We start from the raw sequence: 22,110 nt of genomic DNA, 5'->3' as shown, positions 1-22,110 counted from the left end.
GGTACTTAAAATAAGTTATATTAAATGTTTATTTTCAGTAATTTAATTAGTCTTTCGTAAATAATTAGTTTAATACAAATAACAAATTCATTGCAATTTTAAAGCATATATGGAATATTGTTTTTACATTTGTAATCGGATTTGCACCCAAAGATAATTTACAATGATAAACACACCTGAATTCTCCAAAAGACTTGAAAAAGTGATTCAATATTATGGTGAGTCAGCCTCTTCGTTTGCCGATAATATTGGTGTTCAGCGCTCCTCTATTTCACATATTTTATCGGGTAGAAATAAGCCCAGTTTAGATTTTGTAATGAAGGTTCTTACTTCCTATCCCGAAGTTGAATTGTATTGGTTATTGAATGGTAAAGGACATTTCCCTTCTGATAAGACTGAACAAAAAATTGAAACTATAAAACCATCTGCACTTCTTACAGAAGAAAAAGTGATTGAAAAAAAACGCGCTTCAAAATCTGAAAAATTAATTGAGCGTATTGTGATTTTTTATTCCGACGGTAGTTTTGAAAATTTCGAAACTAATAATTAAAGTGATAGGTGATTATCTAATTTTCGTTTATTATCGCACTAATACTTATTTTTGCCAAAAAAATAAATGAATAAGCTCCTCTTACTTTCTTCTCTAATTATGTTTTGTTCTTGCTATCAAATTGAGCGTGACTGTAAACAATTTAAAACCGGAACATTTACAAGCACCATCCGCATTGATGATGTTGATTATATTTCAACCTTTAAGCGCAATGACCTTATTCAAATAGAGACTTTTGAAGGTAAAACCGATTCCTCAACAGTTAGATGGATCAATGACTGCGAAGTTATATTTAAAACGATTAATCCAAAAAATCGGGCCGAGCGAAAAGATGTACACCTAAAAATATTGATCACCACCGATTCATCTTACGTATTTGAATACTCATACGTTGGCGAGGCCAAAAAACAAAAAGGATTGGCTATTAAATCAAAATAGATTATATGTTAATTTGATTTAAAACAAAGTAATCTGTCCACCATTTCCTTCACCTTTTTCATAGTTATCCTCTGAATTTGACTCATTAACATCTTCAGGAGTTTCTATAGTTTCTTCGTCCACAACCTCAAGTTCTACCGCCGGAATTTCCTCGGGAGCCTCGTATGGTATGGGGTCTAATAGATTTATTTGATTTACCTTTTCTTTGGTCAACTGGTTACCCAAAGCTGTAATGCCTTTAACCGATATAAATTCTTCAAGGTTAATTTGCTGATTGTCTTTACGTTCTTTGCCGCGTTCCTTGGTAAACTCAACCTCTGCCATTGGTTTCCAATCGGTTGAAACAATTTCTAAATGACTTTTAGGATGGTCGGAAATAAACAATTCTTCCTTGCCTTCGTTTTCAATTAAAAAACGCTTCACAAAATAACGCTCCTTTTCACCATCAAAATAAATAGCAGAAATTGGTTTTTTGGGAATCCATTTTTCCAGTACAATCATATCGTCATCAAAATGGGTAGTTAACTCTGGAATTATCGTTTTAACAAAACCAGATTGTTTGATAATTAACAATCTGTCTTCACCTCTAAATTCTCCAACAAGCTCACCTCGACCGTCAACATTTAAACGCTGTACAGCATCGTCGAACCATATTTTACGGGGTTTTAAAGTTGAAATTCCCTTTTCCTTCAGTTCTATTCGTTTAACGCTGTATTTGGTGACCAAATTACCTTTAGAATCTCTTCCTTTTATAAGAATTTCAGCAAAATCAATGTCCCATTTCAATTTTTTAATGCTGCCTACTTGACGCAATAAAACAGTGACCACTTCGGCCTCACCATTGGGATTTGCAGAAAAATAATAAACTGTAGAATCCTTTTTACCATTGGTTAAATCATACTCTCTATCGCGCGTTGTTGATGTAACTGCAAAACGCTTCACATACGATGGTCCGCCTTTACCATCTCTGTAAATCATGTTATAAATGGTGCGTTTGTCTTTTTTCTTAAAAACGGCTACATGAATAATATTTTTACCAATAAAGGTTTTGGCATCTACTTTTGTCACCATCATTTTACCTTCTTCGGTAAAAATGATAATCTCGTCTATATCGCTACAATCGCAAACATATTCATCGCGTTTTAAAGAGGTTCCAACAAATCCTTCGGCGCGGTTTACGTAGAGTTTAGTATTTCTAATTACCACTTTAGTAGCGTCTACATCATCAAATAATCTGATTTCAGTTTTGCGTTCTTTACCATTGCTGTATTCCTTTTTAAGTCGATTAAAATAAGCTATAGCATATTCTATCAAATTTTTTAAATGGTGCTTTATTTCAGCAATTTGATCTTCTAATGAGTCTATTTTCTGTTGTGCTTTGTCAATATCAAACTTTGAAATTCGTTTAATCCTAATTTCGGTAAGTTTTACAATATCCTCTTCTTTCACAGGACGTTTTAGATGCGCGATATGCGGCTTAAGTCCATTGTCTATGGCACTGATCACACCTTCCCATGTTTCTTCTTCTTCAATGTCGCGATAAATCCGGTTTTCAATAAAAATACGTTCAAGCGAAGCGTAATGCCATTGTTCTTCAAGTTCATCTAATCGCACTTCTAAATCTTGTCGTAGAAGCTCCACCGTATTATCTGTAGAACGACGTAACATTTCTGAAACACCAACAAACAAAGGCTTATTTTCTTCAATTATACAGCCTAAAGGTGAAATTGAGACCTCACAACTGGTAAATGCGTACAGTGCATCGATGGTTTTATCGGGTGAAATTCCTGGTGGTAGATGTATTAATATTTCAACATCGGCTGCTGTGTTATCCTCAATTTTTTTGATTTTTATTTTACCTTTTTCGTTTGCTTTTAAAATTGAATCGATTAAGGATGAAGTGTTCGTGCTAAATGGAATCTCGGTAATAACCAGTGTATTTTTATCCTGTTGTGAGATTTTAGCCCTTACGCGAATTTTTCCGCCACGCAATCCGTCGTTGTAATTCGTGACATCAATAATACCAGCTGTGGGAAAATCCGGAAATAAAGTAAACCGTTTTCCTTGTAAATGCTTTACAGAGGCATCAATCAATTCAATAAAATTATGTGGCAAAACCTTAGTAGATAGTCCAACGGCAATACCCTCAGCACCTTGAGCCAACAAAAGCGGAAACATGATGGGCAAGTTTACCGGTTCTTTTTTTCGACCATCGTAGGACGCTTGCCATTCGGTTATTTTAGGATTATAAACTACATCAAGCGCAAACTTTGATAAACGCGCTTCAATATATCTTGAAGCCGCTGCGCTATCTCCTGTTAAAATATTTCCCCAGTTTCCCTGAGTATCAATTAGCAAATCTTTCTGCCCTATTTGAACCATGGCATCTGCAATACTCGCATCGCCATGCGGATGGTACTGCATTGTATGACCTACGATATTGGCCACTTTACTATAGCGGCCATCATCTAGCTCTTTCATGGAATGTAAAATGCGTCGCTGTACAGGTTTTAATCCATCTTCAATGGCTGGCACGGCACGTTCTAGAATAACGTAACTAGCATAATCCAAAAACCAATCTTTGTACATGCCATCAATCTTCGTGATGGTTTCTTGCGGGGTGTGTTCTTGTTCGTTTAAAGAATCTTCAGGTATTTCAGACATTAATTATGTTCCTTATGTTTGATGTTTTATATTTTGTTTAATCATTTTACTCAATGATTGTTTGATGTATTTTCTTTTTTTTCTACCGACCAAAGTAACGTTAAATCGTTCGGATATTACGCGACCAGAATTAGTTTTCAACTGAATTAACAAAGTTTTATACACAAAGTAATTGTTGAACTTAAAGGCTCTAAGCTCCTGTTTATCAAATTCAATTTTCCTTTCTCTATAGTTGAAATGTTCGGAAAGCAATAAACCTCGATTTATAATTACGACTTTAATTCCATCGCTGTCGTATTCAAAAAATCTAGAAATTTGATGTACAATTATAAATGCAGACACAAAGGTAACTAGAATGAGAGTAAAAGTTAGAACAGGATTCGGTGTTAACTCGCTAAAAGCACTAAAAACGGTAGCCATTAATATTGCAACTACTATTAAAATGAAGTAGGTTGAAATAATGACGTTTTTAACTTTAGCGTTGTTTATTCTCATGCTTTAAGTTCTTCCACTAAATCTAGCTCAACTTTTAAATTATTAATAATGAACTCCTGCCTATCTGGTGTGTTTTTGCCCATATAAAATTCAAGCAAACCTTCAACCGACATATTGTTATCCATCATAACTGGATCTAACCGAATGTTGTCTCCAATAAAATGCTTAAACTCGTCTGGCGATATTTCTCCCAAACCTTTAAATCGGGTGATTTCGGGTTTTGGTTTTAATTTTTCTATGGCATTTCTACGTTCTTCTTCAGAATAGCAATAAATGGTCTCCTTTTTATTTCTAACTCTAAATAAGGGTGTTTGTAAAATGTACAAATGACCTTCTTTTATCAATTCTGGGAAAAACTGTAAAAAAAACGTAATCAGCAACAACCTGATATGCATCCCATCTACATCGGCATCTGTAGCGATTACAATATTGTTATATCGCAGATCTTCCATTGATTCCTCAATATTCAATGCTGCCTGCAACAAATTAAATTCTTCGTTTTCGTAAACGATTTTTTTACTCATCCCATAGGAATTCAATGGCTTTCCACGTAAACTAAAAACGGCTTGCGTATTGACATCTCTGGATTTTGTGATGCTTCCAGATGCTGAATCGCCTTCTGTAATAAACAAGGTTGAATCTAATCGTCTATCATGTTTTAGATCACCAAAATGAACCCTGCAATCTCTAAGTTTTTTGTTGTGCAGACTCGCTTTTTTGGCGCGGTCTTTTGCAAGTTTTCTAATTCCTGAAAGCTCTTTACGTTCGCGTTCTGCTTGTAAAATTTTACGAAGCATTTTTTCAGCAGTTTCAGGGTTTTTATGTAAAAAATTATCGAGTTGAGTTTTAACAAAATCGTTTATATAAGTTCTTACCGTTGGCAAATCGCCACCCATGTCGGTAGAACCTAATTTGGTTTTGGTTTGACTCTCAAAAACCGGTTCCATAACTTTGATAGAAACAGCGGATACTACGGATTTGCGCACATCGGCAGCTTCGAAATTCTTATTGTAAAATTCTCTTATGGTTTTTACTAGTGCCTCTCTAAAAGCGGCCAAATGCGTACCACCTTGGGTTGTGTTTTGTCCGTTTACAAACGAATGGTATTCTTCGCTATACTGCGTTTTATGGTGCGTCATAGCAACTTCAATATCATCGCCACGTAAATGAATTATCGGATAAATTTTATCGGACGGATTGATATTGTCATTTAGCAAATCCTTTAAACCGTTTTCGCTAAAATATTTTTCTCCGTTAAAGACTATGGTCAAGCCCGGATTTAAATACACATAGTTTTTGAGCATTTTAATTATATACTCATTCCGGTATTTATAATTTTTGAAAATGGTTTCATCTGGCACAAACGATACTTTAGTACCTTTCCTTCTTGTGGTTTCGTCGGTTAAATCTTCATCTTTGAGATTTCCTTCTGAAAACTCTGCCGATGCCGACTTTCCGTCACGAGTTGATTCCACCTTAAAAAATGAGGACAAAGCATTTACAGCTTTTGTTCCAACACCGTTTAAACCTACCGATTTTTTAAAAGCTCGAGAATCGTACTTTCCGCCAGTATTCATTTTAGATACCACATCTACCACTTTCCCCAACGGAATGCCTCGCCCATAATCACGAACCGTAACACGATTACCTTGAACGGATACTTCAATAGTTTTGCCTGCACCCATCACATATTCGTCAATAGAATTATCTAAAACTTCCTTTAGTAAAATATAGATACCATCGTCGGCGGAAGAACCATCACCAAGCTTACCAATATACATTCCAGGACGCATCCGGATATGTTCTTTCCAGTCTAGCGAGCGTATATTATCTTCGGTATATTTGGTTTCTTGAGTCATTTATGTAGTGTTTTTTGGTGCGATGCTAATATAATATTTCGGTTAATAAAATGAAACATCGCATCTAATAAGTAATTAACAATAAAATAAGTGTTTTTGTTGAGAAAGCAGCTATATATTGTAACCAATTTGGTTAATTCTTACCAAAAAAAACTTTTGAAAACCGTTTTAATCTAACCTTATCAGGGGTTGAAACTCTGAAATGAACGGAAACACAATTACACGTTAAATAGAAAGTGCATTATATCGCCATCTTTCACGATATAATTTTTGCCTTCCACGCGCATTTTGCCAGCTTCTTTTACTTTGGCTTCGCTACCGAATGAAACAAAGTCATCATAAGCAATTACTTCAGCTCTAATGAAGCCTTTTTCAAAATCGGTGTGAATCACGCCTGCTGCCTGTGGTGCGGTTGCTCCTACATCAATGGTCCAAGCGCGCACTTCTTTTACACCGGCTGTGAAATAAGTTTGCTGTTTTAGAAGTTTGTATGCTGAACGAATTAATTTAGATGAACCAGGTTCGGCTAAACCAATATCTTGAAGAAACATTTGGCGCTCTTCAAAGCTATCTAATTCGTTAATATCTGCCTCGGTGCCAACAGCTAGAAACAATACTTCAGCATTTTCATTTTTAACAGCTTCTTTTACTTGTTCAACATAAGCATTTCCAGAAATGGCAGAAGCTTCATCAACATTACAAACATACATAACAGGTTTATCTGTAATAAATTGAGATGGTTTTACAAAATCTTCGTAATCATCTTCGCTAAATTCCAAAGCGCGAATAGAGGTTCCTGTTTCTAAACCTTGCTTTATTTTTAGCAGAACGGCTTCTTCTTTCTGAGCATCTTTATTGCCAGTTTTGGCAGCACGTTTTACTTTTTCAAGTTTTTTATCGACGGTTTCAAGGTCTTTAAGCTGAAGTTCTATATCGATGGTTTCTTTATCTCTAATAGGATTGATACTACCATCAACATGCACAATATTATCATCATCAAAACAACGTAACACGTGCAAAATAGCGTCGGTTTCTCTAATATTAGCTAGAAATTGATTTCCCAATCCTTCACCTTTACTAGCACCTTTTACCAGGCCAGCAATATCAACAATTTCTACTGTTGCTGGCTGAACTCTTTGCGGTTTTACCAAGGATTCAAGTTTTTCAAGTCTTCGGTCGGGAACGTTCACAATGCCAATATTTGGCTCAATTGTACAAAATGGAAAGTTTGCACTTTGTGCTTTGGCATTTGACAAACAATTAAAAAGTGTTGATTTGCCTACATTTGGAAGTCCTACAATACCTGCTTTCATGAAAAAATATTTTTGCGAGTGCAAATGTAGTTATTTATGTGATTTAATTTAGATAAAAACGCTTTTAAGCAGCTCGCGTCGTAACAAATATTTAATATCTTCGTCTCAAAGAAAACCCTGACAGATGATCAAATTCATAGCAACCACAGTTTTCACTTTCTTCTCGATTTTTATTTTACATTCTCAAAGTTTATCAGCAATTATAGTTGAAAAAACCAATGGCAATCCTATACCTTTTGCAGCCGTTAAAATTGACGAATACAATGGTGTGATTAGCAATGACGAAGGCGTTTTCACCATTAATAATCCAAATGTGAAATCGGTAATTATTTCTTGTTTAGGATTTCAAGAACTTGAAATTTCAATTGAAAACATTAGAAAAGCCAATTACAAAATAGAATTAGAAGCTTCTGTCAATCAATTAAATGAAATAATAATCAGCAATAAATTACCCAACTTAGATTCTATTATTTTTAATATTAGGAAAAATTTTAAGCATAATCACGATTTAGCGAATACCGAGCTCGAAATATTTTCCAGAGGTACCTATTATTTTGACTTTGAGAATTTTGGTTTAGATGTAAAAAAAGCACAGGCATTACCGAAAAAATCAGTTTCAGAACTCAATACCGCAATCAACCAGTTAACATCTAATGTTGTTAGTAGCAAATCCAAGTCTTTTAATGATTTTAGCGGAAATTTATTTATCACCGATTCGATAAAAACGAAATTAATTCCCAAACAATCAACTGTTCTTATAGATATTAAAAATGACTATTCGGTTGAAAAAGTACAAGAAAAATCCCAACTGATTTTTTTAAAAGCTTTAGACACGAATTTAACTTATAAAGTAAGGACTGGGATTTTTAAAGTTGAAGATTCATTATCGTTAAAAAGCACAAAGGCGAAAGACAAAGCACCTATTCATAATGTTGACGAATTAAAATCAAGAGTGTATCCACTGCTTTCTAACATTCACAATTTTGAAAACACCATTATTGGTAAAATTTTGGACACCAAATTTTATGATTTTTCAATTCGTGATGTTGCTTATACCGATGGTTCTATGGCTTATGTGATTGATTTTACACCAAGAAAAGGAAAAGCTAAATATGCAGGAACTTTAATCGTAATGGCTAATAATTATGCCTTAAAACGCTTTGATTACAGTTTCGCTGAAGGCAAGCGCGGCACCAAAGTCAACTTAAAACTTATTGCTGGTGTTAAATATGTAGAAGAAGGTGAATTTGGCAGTATTCATTTTGAAAAAGATAGTAATGATAAATACAAACCATTTTACATTCAGCAGAATAAGATAAATTATATTTACGTAAATCGTTCCATTACTTTTATTGAAAATAGTAAAGCAAAAAACAAATTTGGTTTCGAAATTTTAATTGAAGGACGCACTGTTGAGAAAAAGGAGATGCTAGTTACCAATTCACAAAATATAACTCACCATAAATTTAGCAGCGTTGAAGAGCCTAAAAATATTGAATACACCAAACTCAATAAATACACGCCATCAATTTGGGAAAACCAGCAAGTTTTAGAACCTCTGGAAGACATGAAAACATTCGTTGTAAAAGAATAATTGTTATTCTTCGGGATGCATAAATCGTTGTTTTCCTAAAAGCGCTTCTTTGGACTCCACATGATTGTCATCAGGGACACAACAATCTACTGGGCAAACCGCAGCACACTGTGGCTCTTCATGAAAGCCTACGCATTCGGTACATTTGTCTGGAGCAATATAATAAACCTCATCACTTATTGGAATTTGGGTTTCATCGGCATCAACTTCCTTTCCACTAGGCAAGACTACTTTTCCTTTTAAACTAGTACCATCAGAGTATCTCCAATCGTCAGCACCTTCATAAATGGCTGTGTTTGGGCATTCTGGTTCGCAAGCGCCGCAGTTAATACATTCGTCTGTTATAATTATTGCCATGATTTATCAAGTTTAAAAATTCTTTTTCAAGCGATAAAAAAACGGTTCATCCATTTTTTTAACTTTGCAAAATTAACGCCTTGTTATAAGACAACCAAATACTAAATGAATTTACAACAAAGAATTAACGCCTTCTCAAAACTAGGTGCTTTTTTAGAGCAATTTGCAAATATTAAGTCGACACAGCAGCCGAATATTGCGCATAATGAAAGCTTTTACGAAAGGTTTCAAAACACAATACAAAAGGCAACGCAAAGTAATGCTTGGTTTACATACGAAAACATAACATTTGCTCTAAAAAACTGGTCGCAAGCTTTACATTCAGAGAATTTAGAAAATTGGTTATCTCATTATACATTTTCGGAGGTCAAACCAAAACAAGTGGCAATTATAATGGCTGGAAATATTCCGTTGGTTGGTTTTCACGATTTTTTATCAGTCTTGATCAGTGGCCATAAAGTAATTGTAAAACAGTCGTCTAACGATGCGCATTTATTGCCTATAATAGCTGATTATCTCACGGCCATAGAACCTGAATTTGAAAACTACATTCAATTCACCACCGAGAAACTGCCAACTTTCGAAGCTGTTATCGCAACTGGAAGTAATAATACTGCGCGTTACTTCGAATATTATTTTAAGGGAAAACCTTCTATCATAAGAAGAAATAGAAATTCGGTGGCTGTATTAACTGGAGAAGAAAATGAACAAGGTTTAAAGCATCTTTCTGAAGATATTTTCAGATATTTTGGACTAGGTTGCCGCAACGTATCAAAATTATATGTGCCGAAAAATTATAATTTTGATGCTTTTTTTAATGCGATTTATTCTTGGAAAGATATTATAAACCATCACAAATACGCCAATAATTACGATTACAATAAGGCTGTATATTTAATGAGTGAATACGATATTTTAGATAATGGCTTTTTTATGGTGAAGGACGATGCCTCAAACGCATCGCCAATTTCAACAGTGTTTTATGAACACTACAATAGTGTAAATGAATTAAAATCGAAACTATTAAACGATAAAGAACTTATACAATGTATCGTTTCATTACCCGATTTAGACATTGGAATTCCCTTTGGAAGCACTCAAAATCCACAATTATGGGATTATGCCGATAATGTCGATACCGTTGATTTTTTGTTAACGATTTAGTTGAAAAATTATGGAATTTTCAACAGATAATAAGCGATTAATTAGCACCTTTGTAGAACTTTTTTTAAGTCTATTTTAGCATAATTTATTTCGAATTTAAAAGTAAATAACAATATCACCACTATGAAAATACACAACTTTAGCGCAGGACCATGCATTTTACCACAAGAAGTAATACAAAAAGCTGCTGAGGCGGTTGTAGAATTTGACAATGGCCTTTCGCTTATAGAAATCTCTCATCGCAGCAAAGCTTTTGTAGATGTAATGGAAGAAGCTAGATCTCTTTCTTTAGAGCTTTTAGGTCTTGAAGGCAAAGGCTATAAAGCATTGTTTTTAGCGGGTGGCGCCAGTTTGCAATTTGTTATGGTAGCCATGAATCTATTAGAAAAACGTGCTGGCTATTTAAACACAGGAACCTGGAGTAAAAATGCCATTAAAGAAGCGCAAATTTTCGATGACATATACGAAGTAGCTTCATCAGAGGCTGCTGGATACAATTATATTCCTAAAGGGTACGATATCCCATCCGATTACGATTATTTTCATTGTACATCTAACAATACCATTTTTGGAACTCAAATAAAATCATTTCCAAATTGCGAAATACCAATGGTGTGTGATATGAGTTCCGACATATTTTCTCGTGTTCTCGATTTTTCAAAATTCGACATTATTTACGCAGGTGCACAAAAAAACATGGGACCTGCAGGAACAACGCTTGTGGTGGTTAAAGAAGATATTTTAGGAAAAGTTTCCAGAAAAATTCCTGCAATGCTCGATTATAAACAACACATAAGCAAAGGTAGTATGTACAATACACCGCCTGTTTTTCCAGTGTATACTAGTATGCTCAACCTACGTTGGTTGAAAAAATTAGGTGGCATTGCGGCTATTGAAAAGGAAAATGACAAAAAAGCCCAGTTGATGTACTCTGAAATTGACCTCAACCCTTTGTTTAACGGATACGCAGTTAAAGAGGATCGTTCTAAAATGAACGCAACGTTTACTTTAGAAAACGAAAATCTAAAAGAGACTTTCGAAACCATGCTCAAAGAAGCTGGTATTAACGGCTTAAATGGTCACCGCAGCGTTGGTGGGTATAGAGCATCCATGTACAACGCCTTATCACTAGACAGTGTGAAAGCTTTGGTTGAAGTAATGAGTGAACTAGAACAAAAAGCATAAAACAATTGAAATGAAAGTATTAGCAAACGACGGAATATCAAAAAGTGGCATACAAGCATTAGAGGCTGGAGGTTTTGAAGTAATTACAACAACCGTAGCTCAAGAACAACTCATTAATTACATCAATCAAAACGATATAACCGTTTTATTAGTAAGAAGTGCTACTTCAGTTCGTAAAGATTTAATTGACGCTTGCCCGAACCTGAAAATAATAGGTCGTGGTGGCGTTGGAATGGACAATATTGATGTTGATTATGCCAAGAGTAAAGGTTTACATGTTATAAATACGCCAGCTGCTTCGTCTCAATCTGTAGCGGAATTGGTTTTTGCGCATTTATTTAGTGGTGTTCGTTTTCTTCACGATGCCAACAGAAACATGCCTTTAGATGGCGATAGTAAATTTGGAGCGTTAAAAAAGGCCTACGCAAAAGGTATTGAACTGCGCGGAAAAACTTTAGGTATTGTCGGTTTCGGCCGTATTGGTCAAGAAGTTGCTAAAATTGGATTGGGAGTAGGAATGAAAGTAATTGCCACCGATCTCTTTATCAAAGGAGCGAGTATTTCTGTTGATATTTTTGACGGACAATCATTAAAAGTTGATATAAAAACTATAGATTTTGATGAAGTATTAGCGCAAAGCGATTTTATATCCGTTCACGTACCAGCCCTAAAAAGTTATTTAATTGGGAAAGCAGAATTTGACAAGATGAAAAACGGAGTTTCCATAATTAACGCAGCACGTGGCGGCGTTATTGATGAAGTGGCTTTAATAGATGCCATAGAATCTGGTAAAGTTGCCTTTGCCGGTTTAGATACATTTGAAAATGAACCTAAACCAGCGGTTAAGGTATTGATGAATCCCGCAGTATCTTTAACACCACATATTGGTGCAGCAACCAACGAAGCACAAGATAGAATTGGTACAGAATTAGCAAGTCAAATTATAAGTATTTTAAAATAATACTTTACAACTATTTAATTACTAAGATAGAAGTCACGTTTAAAAAGTTTTTTGTATTTTTCAGGTCAACTAAACCACTAAACCAATGTCAGGAATTTTAGATTTATTAAATAGTGATATGGGCAAAACCATTATAAATGGAGTTGCTAACGAAACAGGACAATCAGAATCCAAAACACAAAGTGTACTTACAATGGCAATGCCCATACTTTTGGAAGCCATGAAGCGCAATTCAACAACTCCCGAAGGTGGTGCTGGCCTTATGAATGCTTTAACTACAAATCACGACGGAAGTATTTTAGATAATTTATTTGATTTGTTTGACGGTGGTGTGAATGAAAGCGTGAAACAAGATGGATCTAAGATTCTTGGTCATATTCTTGGTAATAAAACACAATCAGTTGAAAAAGCAATTGGTTCAAAAGCTGGATTGGATGCTAGTTCCGTAGATAATATTTTAAAAGTAGCAGCACCCGTTTTATTAGGCTTGCTCGGAAAACAAACCAAGCAAAATAAGATAAATAATACATCCGATTTAACTAGTTTAATCGGTAACCTTTTAACCAACAATAGCCAATCTCAAACACAAAGCTTTCTGCACTCGATATTAGATGCAGATGGTGACGGCTCGATCGTAGACGATGTAGCTGGAATGGTGCTAAACAGAAGTGGTAAAAAAAGTGGAATTGGCGGATTGCTCGGTGGTTTGTTTGGAAAAAGATAAATACAGTTTTAATTTTAAAATAAAATGAGTCAGTTCTTATAATGGGCTGACTTTTTTGTTAAATCTAATTAAAATAGGTGTTTTCCTGATTGTCTATTGTATAATTTCACATTGTATCAATAATTTTAAAATATTTCAGTTTTACAACATTGATTCTCGTTTTATCCATTATTAGCTGCAAGCCTTCTGGATTTTCGGATGTTGGTATTGGTGAAAGACCGAATACGCAAAAGTTAACCGACACAATTACTATGCAGAGCGATGATGGTGAATACCAAATCATTATTATTGAACCAGGTTTTTACGGTTGGTTGCAGTCTTCGGAAATCCACCTGGATATTATTCTCAAAGTTTCTTAGAGAGCAGAAATCGATTATTTGTACAAGAATATAATTTAAGGGTTCAACAACCGTTGACTTATAATCCTAATCTCTACGAAATGCGAATTGATTACCAACCTGACACAAATTATGGTTATGATTTAAATTACCAACTCTATAATTACTTCATATATTTTCAATTACAATATAATCAGAAATTGACTTCATTTATCCCGAGAATTTAATAATTTTGCACCTTGTTTTGCAAATGAAAAATTTTAAACTTTCTTGGGAAATCAATCGTAATTGGCAATTAATATTTCCGTTCATCGGAATACTAATCGCAGGCTACAGCGCATTGAAAATAACGCAAGCCTTATTTGATGATTTGAACCTAATTTTATTTTTATTAATTTCTTTCTTTATTGTATTTGTAATTTTAAAAGTTTCAGTTTTTGTAATTAATAAACTAGAAAATAGATGGGTTGTTAAGCAAAAATGGGAACTAATCAGAATTTTTATAGTTTTTGCTGTCACCGGTACATCGTCAATGTTTGTTAGTCGTCCCTTTATTGCACTTTTAGGAATTACTAAAGAAAACTTAAACCCATTACTCTACTGGTTTTTATTTATTATTATTGGCATTATTTTTTATCAAATTTTATTAGTGTTTTTTGGTTGGCTTTTCGGCCAGTTTAAATTCTTTTGGGATTTTGAGAAGAAAATGCTAAAGCACTTTGGTTTAAAACGATTTTTAAATGAGTAAACTTAAACTACATATCACCTTTAAAGGTTTGGCAATTTTATTGGTATGTGCCGTGCTTTCTCCATATGTAGTTAAACTATCCCATTCATTTAATCATCACACGCACCAAGTTTGCAATGGATTTTCCGATACGCATTTTCACAGTCTTGATCTTGATTGCGAGTTCTACAAATTTCAAATTCAAAAAGATCAAATTTTTGATGTGGTTGTTTATTCAGAATATAAGTTATCAACTATCACCAACTACCAAAGTATATTATATTTCTTTTCATACGAACATCAGCACTTATCTTTCTCACTAAGAGCGCCGCCGGCTTTGGTTTAGTTTTTTGTTTAAAAAAATTACCAAAAGCAAATTTTCAAAATGAAATTATTTTTAGTGGTGATAACCTTGATGTTTTCCATTTTAGGTGTATCGCAAGAATGTACGTTTAAGTTTTCTGGAAAAGTAATAGATTTCCACGATCGATCAGTTATCGTTGGTGCAACTATTTATATCCAAGAATTAGAAAAATATGCTATATCAGACGAAAACGGCAATTTTGAAATTTCTGAGCTTTGCACAGGAACTTACACCATTTTGTTTGCGCACATAGGTTGTGAAGACAAGGAAATAAAAATCGATTTGAAATCTGATATAAAAAGAGATGTTTATTTAGAACACCACATAGAAAACTTACAAAATATAACCATTACGGGCGAAGCGCCTAAACAAACCAAAAGTGGGCAGGAAACTAAAATTTCGTCAGAAACTTTGGAAGCTTATAGCTCTATGAGTTTAGGCGATGCCTTAAAGGAAGTTACTGGTGTTACCTCGTTAAGTACAGGAAATACTATTGTAAAACCAATTATTAATGGCATGCATAGCAGTCGTATTATAATTATGACCAATGGTGTTAGACTTCAGGATCAGGATTGGGGCGTTGAACATGCTCCAAATATTGACGTTAACACTGCTGGAGCCATAACTGTTATTAAAGGTTCCAGTGCGCTTGCCTATGGTGGTGATGCCATTGCTGGTGTGGTAAGTTTAAAGTCGCAACCCTTCGCTAAAACAGATTCTTTATATGGAAAAACAATCCTAAGTGGACAAACAAATGGTCGAGGCGGAAGCTTACATACTGCCTTAACAAAAACATTTAAAAAGGGTTGGTTTGTTTCGGCAAACGGCACTCTCAAACGCTATGGCGACTTTGAAGCTCCAGATTATAATCTCACCAATACAGGATTAAAATCAGGCGCTTTTTCAGTTCAAACTGGTTACAATTCATTCAAACAAGGTTTTGAGGTTTTTTATAGTTATGTAGATAACGAAATTGGAATTCTAAGAGCATCGCATATCGGTAATATTAATGATCTGGTAAATGCTATAAATAGTCAACAGCCTTTGGTTGTCAATGATTTTAGTTATGATATCGATTCACCACGTCAAGAAATTCAACACCATTTAGTTAAAGCAACTGCTTTTAGGCGACTTAAAGGATTTGGTAAAATGGAGGTGCAATATGACTATCAAAACAACCAGCGTTTTGAATATGACGTTCGTATTGGCGATAATAGGAACAATGCGGCTGTAGATTTAAATCTTCAAACGCACAGTGTTTTAGCAGAGTTGCGCAAGGACTCAAATTTGGATAGGATTTATACATTTGGTTTAATGGGAAGATACCAAAATAATTTTGCAAATCCTGAAACTGGTGTAAGACGCTTAATTCCCGATTATGATAAATACGATTTCGGTGCTTTTCTAACTACTCAATGGAAACTAAATCAAGATTTGAATATTGATGCTGGAATTCGATATGATTTCAACAGAATTGATGCTCAAAAGTTTTATCGCACCAGTCGTTGGACAGAACGTGGCTACGATGAAGATTTTGCAGATATTGTGGTAGATGATTTAGGTACACAATTGCTCACCAATCCAGTTTTTAATTACCATAATATTTCTGCTTCTTTAGGAATGTCTTATGATGTTTCTGAAAACCAAGAATGGCTGGCAAATGTTAGTATGGCTAAAAGAGCTCCAAATCCTTCCGAATTATTTAGTGATGGATTACACCATTCAGCTGCCAGAATTGAATTAGGTGATTTAAGAATAAAACAAGAAACATCTTTTAGGCTCGCTTCAACGTACATCTACAGCAGAGAAAAATTTAAGTTCATGTTAGAGCTTTTTTTTAATCACATCAGCGATTATGTGTTGATAGAGCCACGCGGCACTGAACAAACGTTAAGAGGTGCATTCCCAGTATGGGAGTACCGCCAAACCAACGCTAATTTGTATGGTGCCGATATAACCATGAATTATAATTTTTTTAAAGGTTTTGACTTTATAAATAAAACAGCTTTTATAAAAGGATATGACCTAGATTCTAATACAGCACTTATTGATGTGCCAGCGATAAGAACCACAAATAGTGTAAATTACACTAAGAGTGAATGGAATAATTTTAGCAGTACACTCACCAGCGAGTTAGTGTTTAGGCAAAATGAATTTCCTGATAACAATTTTGAACAATTTATCGCCGCAAGAGATGAGTTTGTATTAGTTGACGTGAGTACGCCGCCGTCGGCTTACCACCTGCTTAATTGGTCTAATGAAGTGCAGTTTGCAATAAGTCCAAAAACAAATTTAACTCTGAACTTAAGTGTAAACAACATTTTAAACACCAATTATAGAGATTACCTAAATCGACTAAGATATTTTGCTGATGATCTTGGACGAAATGTAATATTACAAGTAAAAATAAATTATTAAACAATTAAAAATGAAAACAATGAAAGCAATGAAAGCAATGAAAACAATCAAATTTTTATCAATCTTGGCAATCGCCGCAGTATCGTTTAACAGTTGTTCAAGCGATGATGACGCGCCAGAACCAATTAACGAAGAAGAAGTTATTACTACTATGACAGTAACTTTAGTGCCTGAAGGTGGTGGACAAACTGTTACCTTTCAAACTCGGGATTTAGATGGAGATGGCCCAAATCCACCCATCATCACATATACTCCTAGTGCAAACTTAATGGCGAATACAACCTATACTGGTTCTATCGAGTTATTAAATGAGCTTGAGGATCCGGCTGAAGATATCACTGAAGAAGTTGCAGAAGAAGATGACGAACACCAGTTTTTCTTCATTCAGACTGGAACAAATCAAGCACAAATTACTTATTTAGATGATGATGCTGATGGTAATCCTGTTGGGTTGAGTTTCAGTCTAACTACTGGCGATGTGAGTAATAATACACTTACCGTTATTTTAAGACATGAACCAAATAAAAATGGTGCTGGTGTTTCTGAAGGAAATATTGCAAATGCAGGTGGCGATACAGATATCGAAACGACCTTTATGTATGCTGTGATTAACTAACATTCATAATATGAATAAAAAAAGCGACTAGAAAGTCGCTTTTTTTATTTACTTATTTCAATTACAGGCTGTTCGCTCTTACTAAAAACATAGGTATAAAACCACATGATTGTAAAGGTTGGTATAATATCTAATCCTGGTAAAATTTCCTCAACAAACGACATAATACCTGCAATTTTCCCCTTTTTTCCAGGGTATAGTTGGGTCATTATATATCCAGACAATGGTGCCCAAATAATATCAAAAATGGTTATTAAACCAATTAGGTCTAACACAATACTCAGTGCTAATTTTTTATATTTTCCCATGCTTAAATAAATTACAACTGTAGCATAACAATAAATATACCAAAATATTGTGTCGTGAATCACTTCCAAATCCTTAGTTTTAACAATTACTTATGACAAATAGCCATAGGCAGAATGTAGTTTTGTGCGTACTTAAAGAAAATCTTCTACACTTGACAATTAAAGTATACATCAATACTGAACGGCTTTTTAAAATACTGATAATATGTATGTTTGTGAATTTTATAACTGTAAATTCACTAAGTGCACAGTCAAAAGATAAAAAGGTTTTGAATATAATCCGTGCAGTCACACCTCCCATCATCGATGGCATTTTAAACGATGACATTTGGCAACGTGCAGAAAAAGCTCAAAACTTCACCCAATATAAACCAGACATTGGAATTCGGGAAACCGACGAACGCACAACCTTGGTTCAAATGAGTTTTGATGACCAAGCGCTATATATTGCGGCCTATCTTAAGGACGACCCAAAACTCATGATGACACAGCTTACCAACCGTGATAATTTTGGGCAAACCGATTATTTTAAAGTGGTTATCAACCCCAATAACGATGCCCAAAACGATACTCAGTTTATCGTATTTAGTTCCGGAGTTCAAGCCGATGCGATTGCAAATCCTACCATTAATGAAGATTTTGGCTGGAATGCCGTTTGGGATAGTGCCGTTACCAAAACCGATGATGGTTGGATTGTTGAAATGAAATTGCCCTACCGTACCTTGCGATTTTCAGATGAAAAAGAACCTATTTGGGGAATTCAATTTATACGGTTTTTCAGAAGAGAACGATCGGAATATGCTTGGAATCCGATAGATCCAACCAAGGGAATTGTTGGACTTTATCACGGAGAACTGAAAGGTTTAAAGGATATTGAACCGCCAGTGAGATTAAATTTATATCCGTTTACAACCGGGATTTTAAATACATTTGACGACCAAACCGATACCAAACTCACTTTTGGAATGGACGTGAAATACGGTCTTACCGATAATTTTACCTTAGATGCGACTTTGGTGCCTGATTTTAGCCAAGCAAGGTTTGACGACGTTGTTTTAAACCTTGGTCCATTTGAACAAACCTTCGCCGAACAACGACAATTTTTTACCGAAGGTGTCGATTTGTTTTCAAAAGGAAATTTGTTTTTTTCTCGTCGGGTTGGTAGTGCACCAATTGGCTCGGTGACACTTGACGACAATCAAGAAATTACCGATAGACCGCAAGAAACAAAAGTGCTTAATGCACTTAAAATTTCAGGTAGAACAAAGAAAGGACTGGGTATTGGTTTGTTTAATGCCATTACCGAAAGTACTTTCGCTACCATTAGAGATACCATTACAAACGAAGGATCAAAACAGCTTATTGAACCACTTTCTAATTACAATATTTTGGTTGTCGATCAACAATTCAATAACAATTCGTCGGTGAGTCTCATTAATACTAACGTTTTGAGAGAAGGTAGTTTTAGAGACGCCAATGTTACAGCTGCACTTTTTGACATCGTTAATAAACGCAATACTTATAATATTGCGGGCGATTTTAAAATGAGTCGATTAAATTTAATAGATGACAACCAAGTTGGTTACAGCAGTTCGTTTTCGGCAGCCAAGGTTCACGGTAATTTTCGTTATGGCGTTTTTCATAACTATGCTGATACCGATTACGATATTAACGACCTTGGTCTACAGTTTCGTAATAATTTTAATAACGTAACCTTAAATACTTCCTATCAAACATTTGAACCAACTAAAAGACTGAATAGTTATAATATTAACTTGTCGGTTAGTCACCAGCGTCTTGCAAGCCCAGGAGTTTACACCGGTACCTCCATAAACACTTCGTTTCGGGCCAATTCAAAAAAATTAGATACTTACGGACTCAATCTAAATTTTCAGCCCGGCAAACAATATGATTATTTTGAAGCGAGAACCGAAAACAGTTTTTTTATATATGAAAATTTTTTGAATGCTGGTATGTTTATATCCTCCAATTATAACAGGGTTTTTGCCGTCGATTTAAGGGCAAATGTCAATACCCTTTTTGAAGACGGTCGGGATTATTTCACTTACAACCTTGATTTTAGTCCGCGCGTTCGATTTAATGATCACTTCCTATTGGTTTATAATGTTAAATACGATTTTAGAGGTGGCGATCGCGGTTTTGCAACCCGTCAAGACAACCAGCCCATATTTGGAGAGAGAGATAGACAAATTGTTGAAAATTCTTTGTCTGCCAACTACACCTTCAATCCATTTCAAATTGTATCGCTTACTTTTAGGAATTATTGGGATACCGTTTCGTATGAAGACAATTTTTTTACTTTACTTGATAATGGTCGTCTCACAACCGACTATGGTTATACGCTTAATGACTTAGATAATGACCCTAATATAAATTTCACCACTTGGAATCTTGATCTTAGTTATTCGTGGCAGTTTGCCCCAGGTAGTTTCTTAACCGCTCTATACCGCAACCAGCTATTCAATATTAGTAATGACGCACAAGCCAATTATTCCGATACCTTAAATAATCTTTTTAATTCGCCTACGCAGCACACGTTTTCAGTTCGCGTTCAATACTTTATAGACTATGCCAATATTAAATCTGTTTTTAGCAGAAAGAATAGTTAATTGTTGTACAAACTTGATTAAAATGTTAATTTCACAACATCTATGAGTATCATCATTCAGGCCAAACATATAAACAAATCTTACAACGACTTACAGGTGTTGAAAGGTATTGATTTAACCATCAATACTGCCGAAGTAGTTTCCATTGTAGGTCCGTCAGGTGCGGGAAAAACCACCTTGTTGCAAATTTTAGGAACCTTAGATAAAGCTGATAAAAATCCACAGACTCAGTTACTCATTAAAGGTGAAAATGTGGCTTTACTTAATGACAAAGCTTTAGCTAAATTTCGGAATAATCATATCGGATTTATTTTTCAGTTCCATCAGTTGTTTCCAGAGTTTACAGCTTTAGAAAATGTTTGTATTCCTGCCTTCATCAAAAATACCTCTAAAACTCAAGCTGAAACCGAAGCCAAAAAATTATTGGATTATTTAGGCTTATCTCATAGATACCATCACAAACCCAATGAACTTTCGGGTGGTGAACAACAACGTGTGGCAGTGGCCAGAGCACTTATTAACAACCCCAGTTTGATTTTTGCTGATGAACCTTCAGGAAATTTAGACAGCGAATCAGCCGAAAGCCTACACCAACTGTTTTTTAAATTACGGGATGAATTTGGACAAACCTTTGTGATTGTTACCCACAACAAAGCGCTTGCAGATATGGCCGATAGGAAGTTGACCATGGTGGATGGGAATTTTCAAATCTGAAGAAAAACGTGCCAAAACATTTAAAACAAGACGAATTAAAATCCTTTTTGGATGACAAAGTGTTATTGTATAATCATCCAAAATTCATAGCCTCCGATCCCATTCAAATTCCGCATCAATTCAGTTTAAAAGAAGATATCGAAATTGCCGGGTTTTTATCGGCTACCATTGCCTGGGGAAACAGAAAAAGCATCATCAACAATGCCCATAAAATGATGCAATTAATGCACAATTCGCCTTACGATTTTGTGATTAATCATACTGATTCAGATTTAGAACCACTTAAGAGCTTCGTACATCGCACTTTTAACGGCGACGATTTTATTCAATTTATCAAAAGTTTACAACATATTTACAATAAGCATGGCGGATTAGAAGCTGCATTTGCACAAAACATGCAGGGAAGTTCTATGCAACAAGCCATTCATGAGTTTAAACTGAAGTTCTTCGAAAATCAACACCTTAACAGAACCACCAAACACATCAGTGACCCGCTTAAAAACTCGGCTGCAAAAAGGCTTAATATGTACTTGAGATGGATGGTACGCAACGACGGTGCCAGTGTTGATTTGGGAATTTGGAAAAGTATCAGTCCGTCTCAACTCTCCTGCCCACTCGATGTGCACTCAGGTAACGTGGCCAGAAAATTAGGCTTATTGAAAAGAACCCAAAACGATGCCAAAGCCCTTAC

General features: G+C 35.0%; 22 protein-coding genes. 16 read left to right on the top strand and 6 right to left on the bottom strand.

Translation table 11 applies throughout. From position 1 onward, the window contains the following. Nucleotides 1-163 precede the first annotated feature (163 nt). Both V7Z48_RS10255 and V7Z48_RS10250 read left to right on the top strand, forming a co-directional pair. Nucleotides 164-550 (top strand): helix-turn-helix domain-containing protein, encoded by a 387-nt coding sequence (locus V7Z48_RS10255; RefSeq protein WP_334113347.1) that lies wholly within the window; start codon nucleotides 164-166, stop codon nucleotides 548-550. 66 nt (nucleotides 551-616) lie between these two features. After that, nucleotides 617-988 (top strand): DNA topoisomerase IV, encoded by a 372-nt coding sequence (locus tag V7Z48_RS10250; RefSeq protein ID WP_334113346.1) that lies wholly within the window; start codon nucleotides 617-619, stop codon nucleotides 986-988. Nucleotides 989-1,006: 18 nt separating this feature from the next. Here the strand turns inward: V7Z48_RS10250 and V7Z48_RS10245 are convergent, their stop codons facing one another. From V7Z48_RS10245 to ychF, 4 genes are all read right to left on the bottom strand, one after another. Further along, nucleotides 1,007-3,652, bottom strand: a complete 2,646-nt coding sequence (locus V7Z48_RS10245; protein ID WP_334113345.1) for a DNA gyrase/topoisomerase IV subunit A — start codon at nucleotides 3,650-3,652, stop codon at nucleotides 1,007-1,009. Between the two features lie 12 nt (nucleotides 3,653-3,664). Next, entirely contained in the window at nucleotides 3,665-4,147 is a 483-nt protein-coding gene (locus tag V7Z48_RS10240) for a hypothetical protein (RefSeq protein WP_334113344.1), read from the bottom strand. Further along, nucleotides 4,144-6,006 (bottom strand): DNA topoisomerase IV subunit B, encoded by a 1,863-nt coding sequence (locus tag V7Z48_RS10235; protein WP_334113343.1) that lies wholly within the window; start codon nucleotides 6,004-6,006, stop codon nucleotides 4,144-4,146. Before V7Z48_RS10235 ends, V7Z48_RS10240 begins: the two co-directional genes overlap by 4 nt. A gap of 218 nt (nucleotides 6,007-6,224) precedes the next feature. Continuing rightward, nucleotides 6,225-7,319 (bottom strand): redox-regulated ATPase YchF, encoded by a 1,095-nt coding sequence (ychF, locus tag V7Z48_RS10230; protein WP_334113342.1) that lies wholly within the window; start codon nucleotides 7,317-7,319, stop codon nucleotides 6,225-6,227. Between the two features lie 124 nt (nucleotides 7,320-7,443). Between ychF and V7Z48_RS10225 the strand changes: the two genes are divergently transcribed. Continuing rightward, nucleotides 7,444-8,913 carry a carboxypeptidase-like regulatory domain-containing protein gene (locus V7Z48_RS10225; RefSeq protein ID WP_334113341.1) on the top strand — a complete coding sequence of 490 codons (1,470 nt, stop codon included), beginning with the start codon at nucleotides 7,444-7,446 and terminating at the stop codon, nucleotides 8,911-8,913. A 3-nt stretch (nucleotides 8,914-8,916) separates the two neighbouring features. Here V7Z48_RS10225 and V7Z48_RS10220 read toward each other — a convergent pair whose 3' ends face one another. Continuing rightward, a complete protein-coding gene (locus V7Z48_RS10220; protein WP_334113340.1) occupies nucleotides 8,917-9,270 on the bottom strand; it encodes a 4Fe-4S dicluster domain-containing protein in 354 nt (117 codons plus the stop codon). Between the two features lie 105 nt (nucleotides 9,271-9,375). Here V7Z48_RS10220 and V7Z48_RS10215 point away from each other — a divergent pair, with 105 nt between their 5' ends. From V7Z48_RS10215 to V7Z48_RS10170, 10 genes are all read left to right on the top strand, one after another. Continuing rightward, a complete protein-coding gene (locus tag V7Z48_RS10215) occupies nucleotides 9,376-10,434 on the top strand; it encodes an acyl-CoA reductase (RefSeq protein WP_334113338.1) in 1,059 nt (352 codons plus the stop codon). Between the two features lie 123 nt (nucleotides 10,435-10,557). Next, nucleotides 10,558-11,619 (top strand): 3-phosphoserine/phosphohydroxythreonine transaminase, encoded by a 1,062-nt coding sequence (serC, locus tag V7Z48_RS10210; RefSeq protein ID WP_334113337.1) that lies wholly within the window; start codon nucleotides 10,558-10,560, stop codon nucleotides 11,617-11,619. Between the two features lie 10 nt (nucleotides 11,620-11,629). Next, entirely contained in the window at nucleotides 11,630-12,580 is a 951-nt protein-coding gene (locus V7Z48_RS10205) for a D-2-hydroxyacid dehydrogenase (RefSeq protein WP_334113336.1), read from the top strand. 85 nt (nucleotides 12,581-12,665) lie between these two features. Continuing rightward, nucleotides 12,666-13,304, top strand: coding sequence for a DUF937 domain-containing protein (locus V7Z48_RS10200; protein ID WP_334113335.1), 639 nt, complete (start codon nucleotides 12,666-12,668; stop codon nucleotides 13,302-13,304). 149 nt (nucleotides 13,305-13,453) lie between these two features. Next, on the top strand, nucleotides 13,454-13,663 hold the full coding sequence (locus V7Z48_RS10195; RefSeq protein WP_334113358.1) for a hypothetical protein: 210 nt from the start codon (nucleotides 13,454-13,456) through the stop codon (nucleotides 13,661-13,663). Then, entirely contained in the window at nucleotides 13,612-13,869 is a 258-nt protein-coding gene (locus V7Z48_RS10190) for a DUF6146 family protein (protein WP_334113334.1), read from the top strand. The genes V7Z48_RS10195 and V7Z48_RS10190 overlap by 52 nt, the downstream gene beginning before the upstream one ends. Before the next feature lie 23 nt (nucleotides 13,870-13,892). Continuing rightward, nucleotides 13,893-14,390, top strand: a complete 498-nt coding sequence (locus tag V7Z48_RS10185; RefSeq protein ID WP_334113333.1) for a DUF6787 family protein — start codon at nucleotides 13,893-13,895, stop codon at nucleotides 14,388-14,390. Beyond that, a complete protein-coding gene (locus V7Z48_RS10180) occupies nucleotides 14,383-14,715 on the top strand; it encodes a hypothetical protein (RefSeq protein WP_334113332.1) in 333 nt (110 codons plus the stop codon). The genes V7Z48_RS10185 and V7Z48_RS10180 overlap by 8 nt, the downstream gene beginning before the upstream one ends. 39 nt (nucleotides 14,716-14,754) lie before the next feature. After that, nucleotides 14,755-17,151 (top strand): TonB-dependent receptor, encoded by a 2,397-nt coding sequence (locus tag V7Z48_RS10175; RefSeq protein ID WP_334113331.1) that lies wholly within the window; start codon nucleotides 14,755-14,757, stop codon nucleotides 17,149-17,151. Nucleotides 17,152-17,161: 10 nt separating this feature from the next. Next, nucleotides 17,162-17,767, top strand: coding sequence for a type 1 periplasmic binding fold superfamily protein (locus V7Z48_RS10170; protein WP_334113330.1), 606 nt, complete (start codon nucleotides 17,162-17,164; stop codon nucleotides 17,765-17,767). Between the two features lie 44 nt (nucleotides 17,768-17,811). Here the strand turns inward: V7Z48_RS10170 and V7Z48_RS10165 are convergent, their stop codons facing one another. Then, entirely contained in the window at nucleotides 17,812-18,075 is a 264-nt protein-coding gene (locus V7Z48_RS10165; RefSeq protein ID WP_334113329.1) for a hypothetical protein, read from the bottom strand. Between the two features lie 152 nt (nucleotides 18,076-18,227). Here V7Z48_RS10165 and V7Z48_RS10160 point away from each other — a divergent pair, with 152 nt between their 5' ends. From V7Z48_RS10160 to V7Z48_RS10150, 3 genes are all read left to right on the top strand, one after another. Then, nucleotides 18,228-20,705 carry a DUF5916 domain-containing protein gene (locus V7Z48_RS10160; RefSeq protein ID WP_334113328.1) on the top strand — a complete coding sequence of 826 codons (2,478 nt, stop codon included), beginning with the start codon at nucleotides 18,228-18,230 and terminating at the stop codon, nucleotides 20,703-20,705. Nucleotides 20,706-20,756: 51 nt separating this feature from the next. Next, nucleotides 20,757-21,419: an ABC transporter ATP-binding protein gene (locus tag V7Z48_RS10155; protein ID WP_334113356.1), complete on the top strand. Its 663-nt coding sequence runs from the start codon at nucleotides 20,757-20,759 to the stop codon at nucleotides 21,417-21,419. Nucleotides 21,420-21,427: 8 nt separating this feature from the next. Beyond that, nucleotides 21,428-22,110, top strand: a 683-nt coding sequence (locus V7Z48_RS10150; RefSeq protein ID WP_334113326.1) for a TIGR02757 family protein, incomplete at its 3' end; no start/stop codon positions are given.

The sequence above is a fragment of the Paucihalobacter sp. genome (assembly GCF_036825875.1).
Classification (GTDB): domain Bacteria; phylum Bacteroidota; class Bacteroidia; order Flavobacteriales; family Flavobacteriaceae; genus Paucihalobacter.
The sequence above is the reverse complement of the archived record's forward strand: the minus strand, read 5'-3'. Positions and strand labels throughout refer to the sequence as shown.

Excerpts from the sequence above, each read along its gene's own strand:
- V7Z48_RS10255 (WP_334113347.1), top strand. The coding sequence starts at position 164 with ATGATAAACACACCTGAATTCTCCAAAAGACTTGAAAAAGTGATTCAA.
- V7Z48_RS10250 (WP_334113346.1), top strand. The coding sequence starts at position 617 with ATGAATAAGCTCCTCTTACTTTCTTCTCTAATTATGTTTTGTTCTTGC.
- V7Z48_RS10245 (WP_334113345.1), bottom strand. The coding sequence starts at position 3,652 with ATGTCTGAAATACCTGAAGATTCTTTAAACGAACAAGAACACACCCCG.
- V7Z48_RS10240 (WP_334113344.1), bottom strand. The coding sequence starts at position 4,147 with ATGAGAATAAACAACGCTAAAGTTAAAAACGTCATTATTTCAACCTAC.
- V7Z48_RS10235 (WP_334113343.1), bottom strand. The coding sequence starts at position 6,006 with ATGACTCAAGAAACCAAATATACCGAAGATAATATACGCTCGCTAGAC.
- ychF (WP_334113342.1), bottom strand. The coding sequence starts at position 7,319 with ATGAAAGCAGGTATTGTAGGACTTCCAAATGTAGGCAAATCAACACTT.
- V7Z48_RS10225 (WP_334113341.1), top strand. The coding sequence starts at position 7,444 with ATGATCAAATTCATAGCAACCACAGTTTTCACTTTCTTCTCGATTTTT.
- V7Z48_RS10220 (WP_334113340.1), bottom strand. The coding sequence starts at position 9,270 with ATGGCAATAATTATAACAGACGAATGTATTAACTGCGGCGCTTGCGAA.
- V7Z48_RS10215 (WP_334113338.1), top strand. The coding sequence starts at position 9,376 with ATGAATTTACAACAAAGAATTAACGCCTTCTCAAAACTAGGTGCTTTT.
- serC (WP_334113337.1), top strand. The coding sequence starts at position 10,558 with ATGAAAATACACAACTTTAGCGCAGGACCATGCATTTTACCACAAGAA.
- V7Z48_RS10205 (WP_334113336.1), top strand. The coding sequence starts at position 11,630 with ATGAAAGTATTAGCAAACGACGGAATATCAAAAAGTGGCATACAAGCA.
- V7Z48_RS10200 (WP_334113335.1), top strand. The coding sequence starts at position 12,666 with ATGTCAGGAATTTTAGATTTATTAAATAGTGATATGGGCAAAACCATT.
- V7Z48_RS10185 (WP_334113333.1), top strand. The coding sequence starts at position 13,893 with ATGAAAAATTTTAAACTTTCTTGGGAAATCAATCGTAATTGGCAATTA.
- V7Z48_RS10180 (WP_334113332.1), top strand. The coding sequence starts at position 14,383 with ATGAGTAAACTTAAACTACATATCACCTTTAAAGGTTTGGCAATTTTA.
- V7Z48_RS10175 (WP_334113331.1), top strand. The coding sequence starts at position 14,755 with ATGAAATTATTTTTAGTGGTGATAACCTTGATGTTTTCCATTTTAGGT.
- V7Z48_RS10170 (WP_334113330.1), top strand. The coding sequence starts at position 17,162 with ATGAAAACAATGAAAGCAATGAAAGCAATGAAAACAATCAAATTTTTA.
- V7Z48_RS10165 (WP_334113329.1), bottom strand. The coding sequence starts at position 18,075 with ATGGGAAAATATAAAAAATTAGCACTGAGTATTGTGTTAGACCTAATT.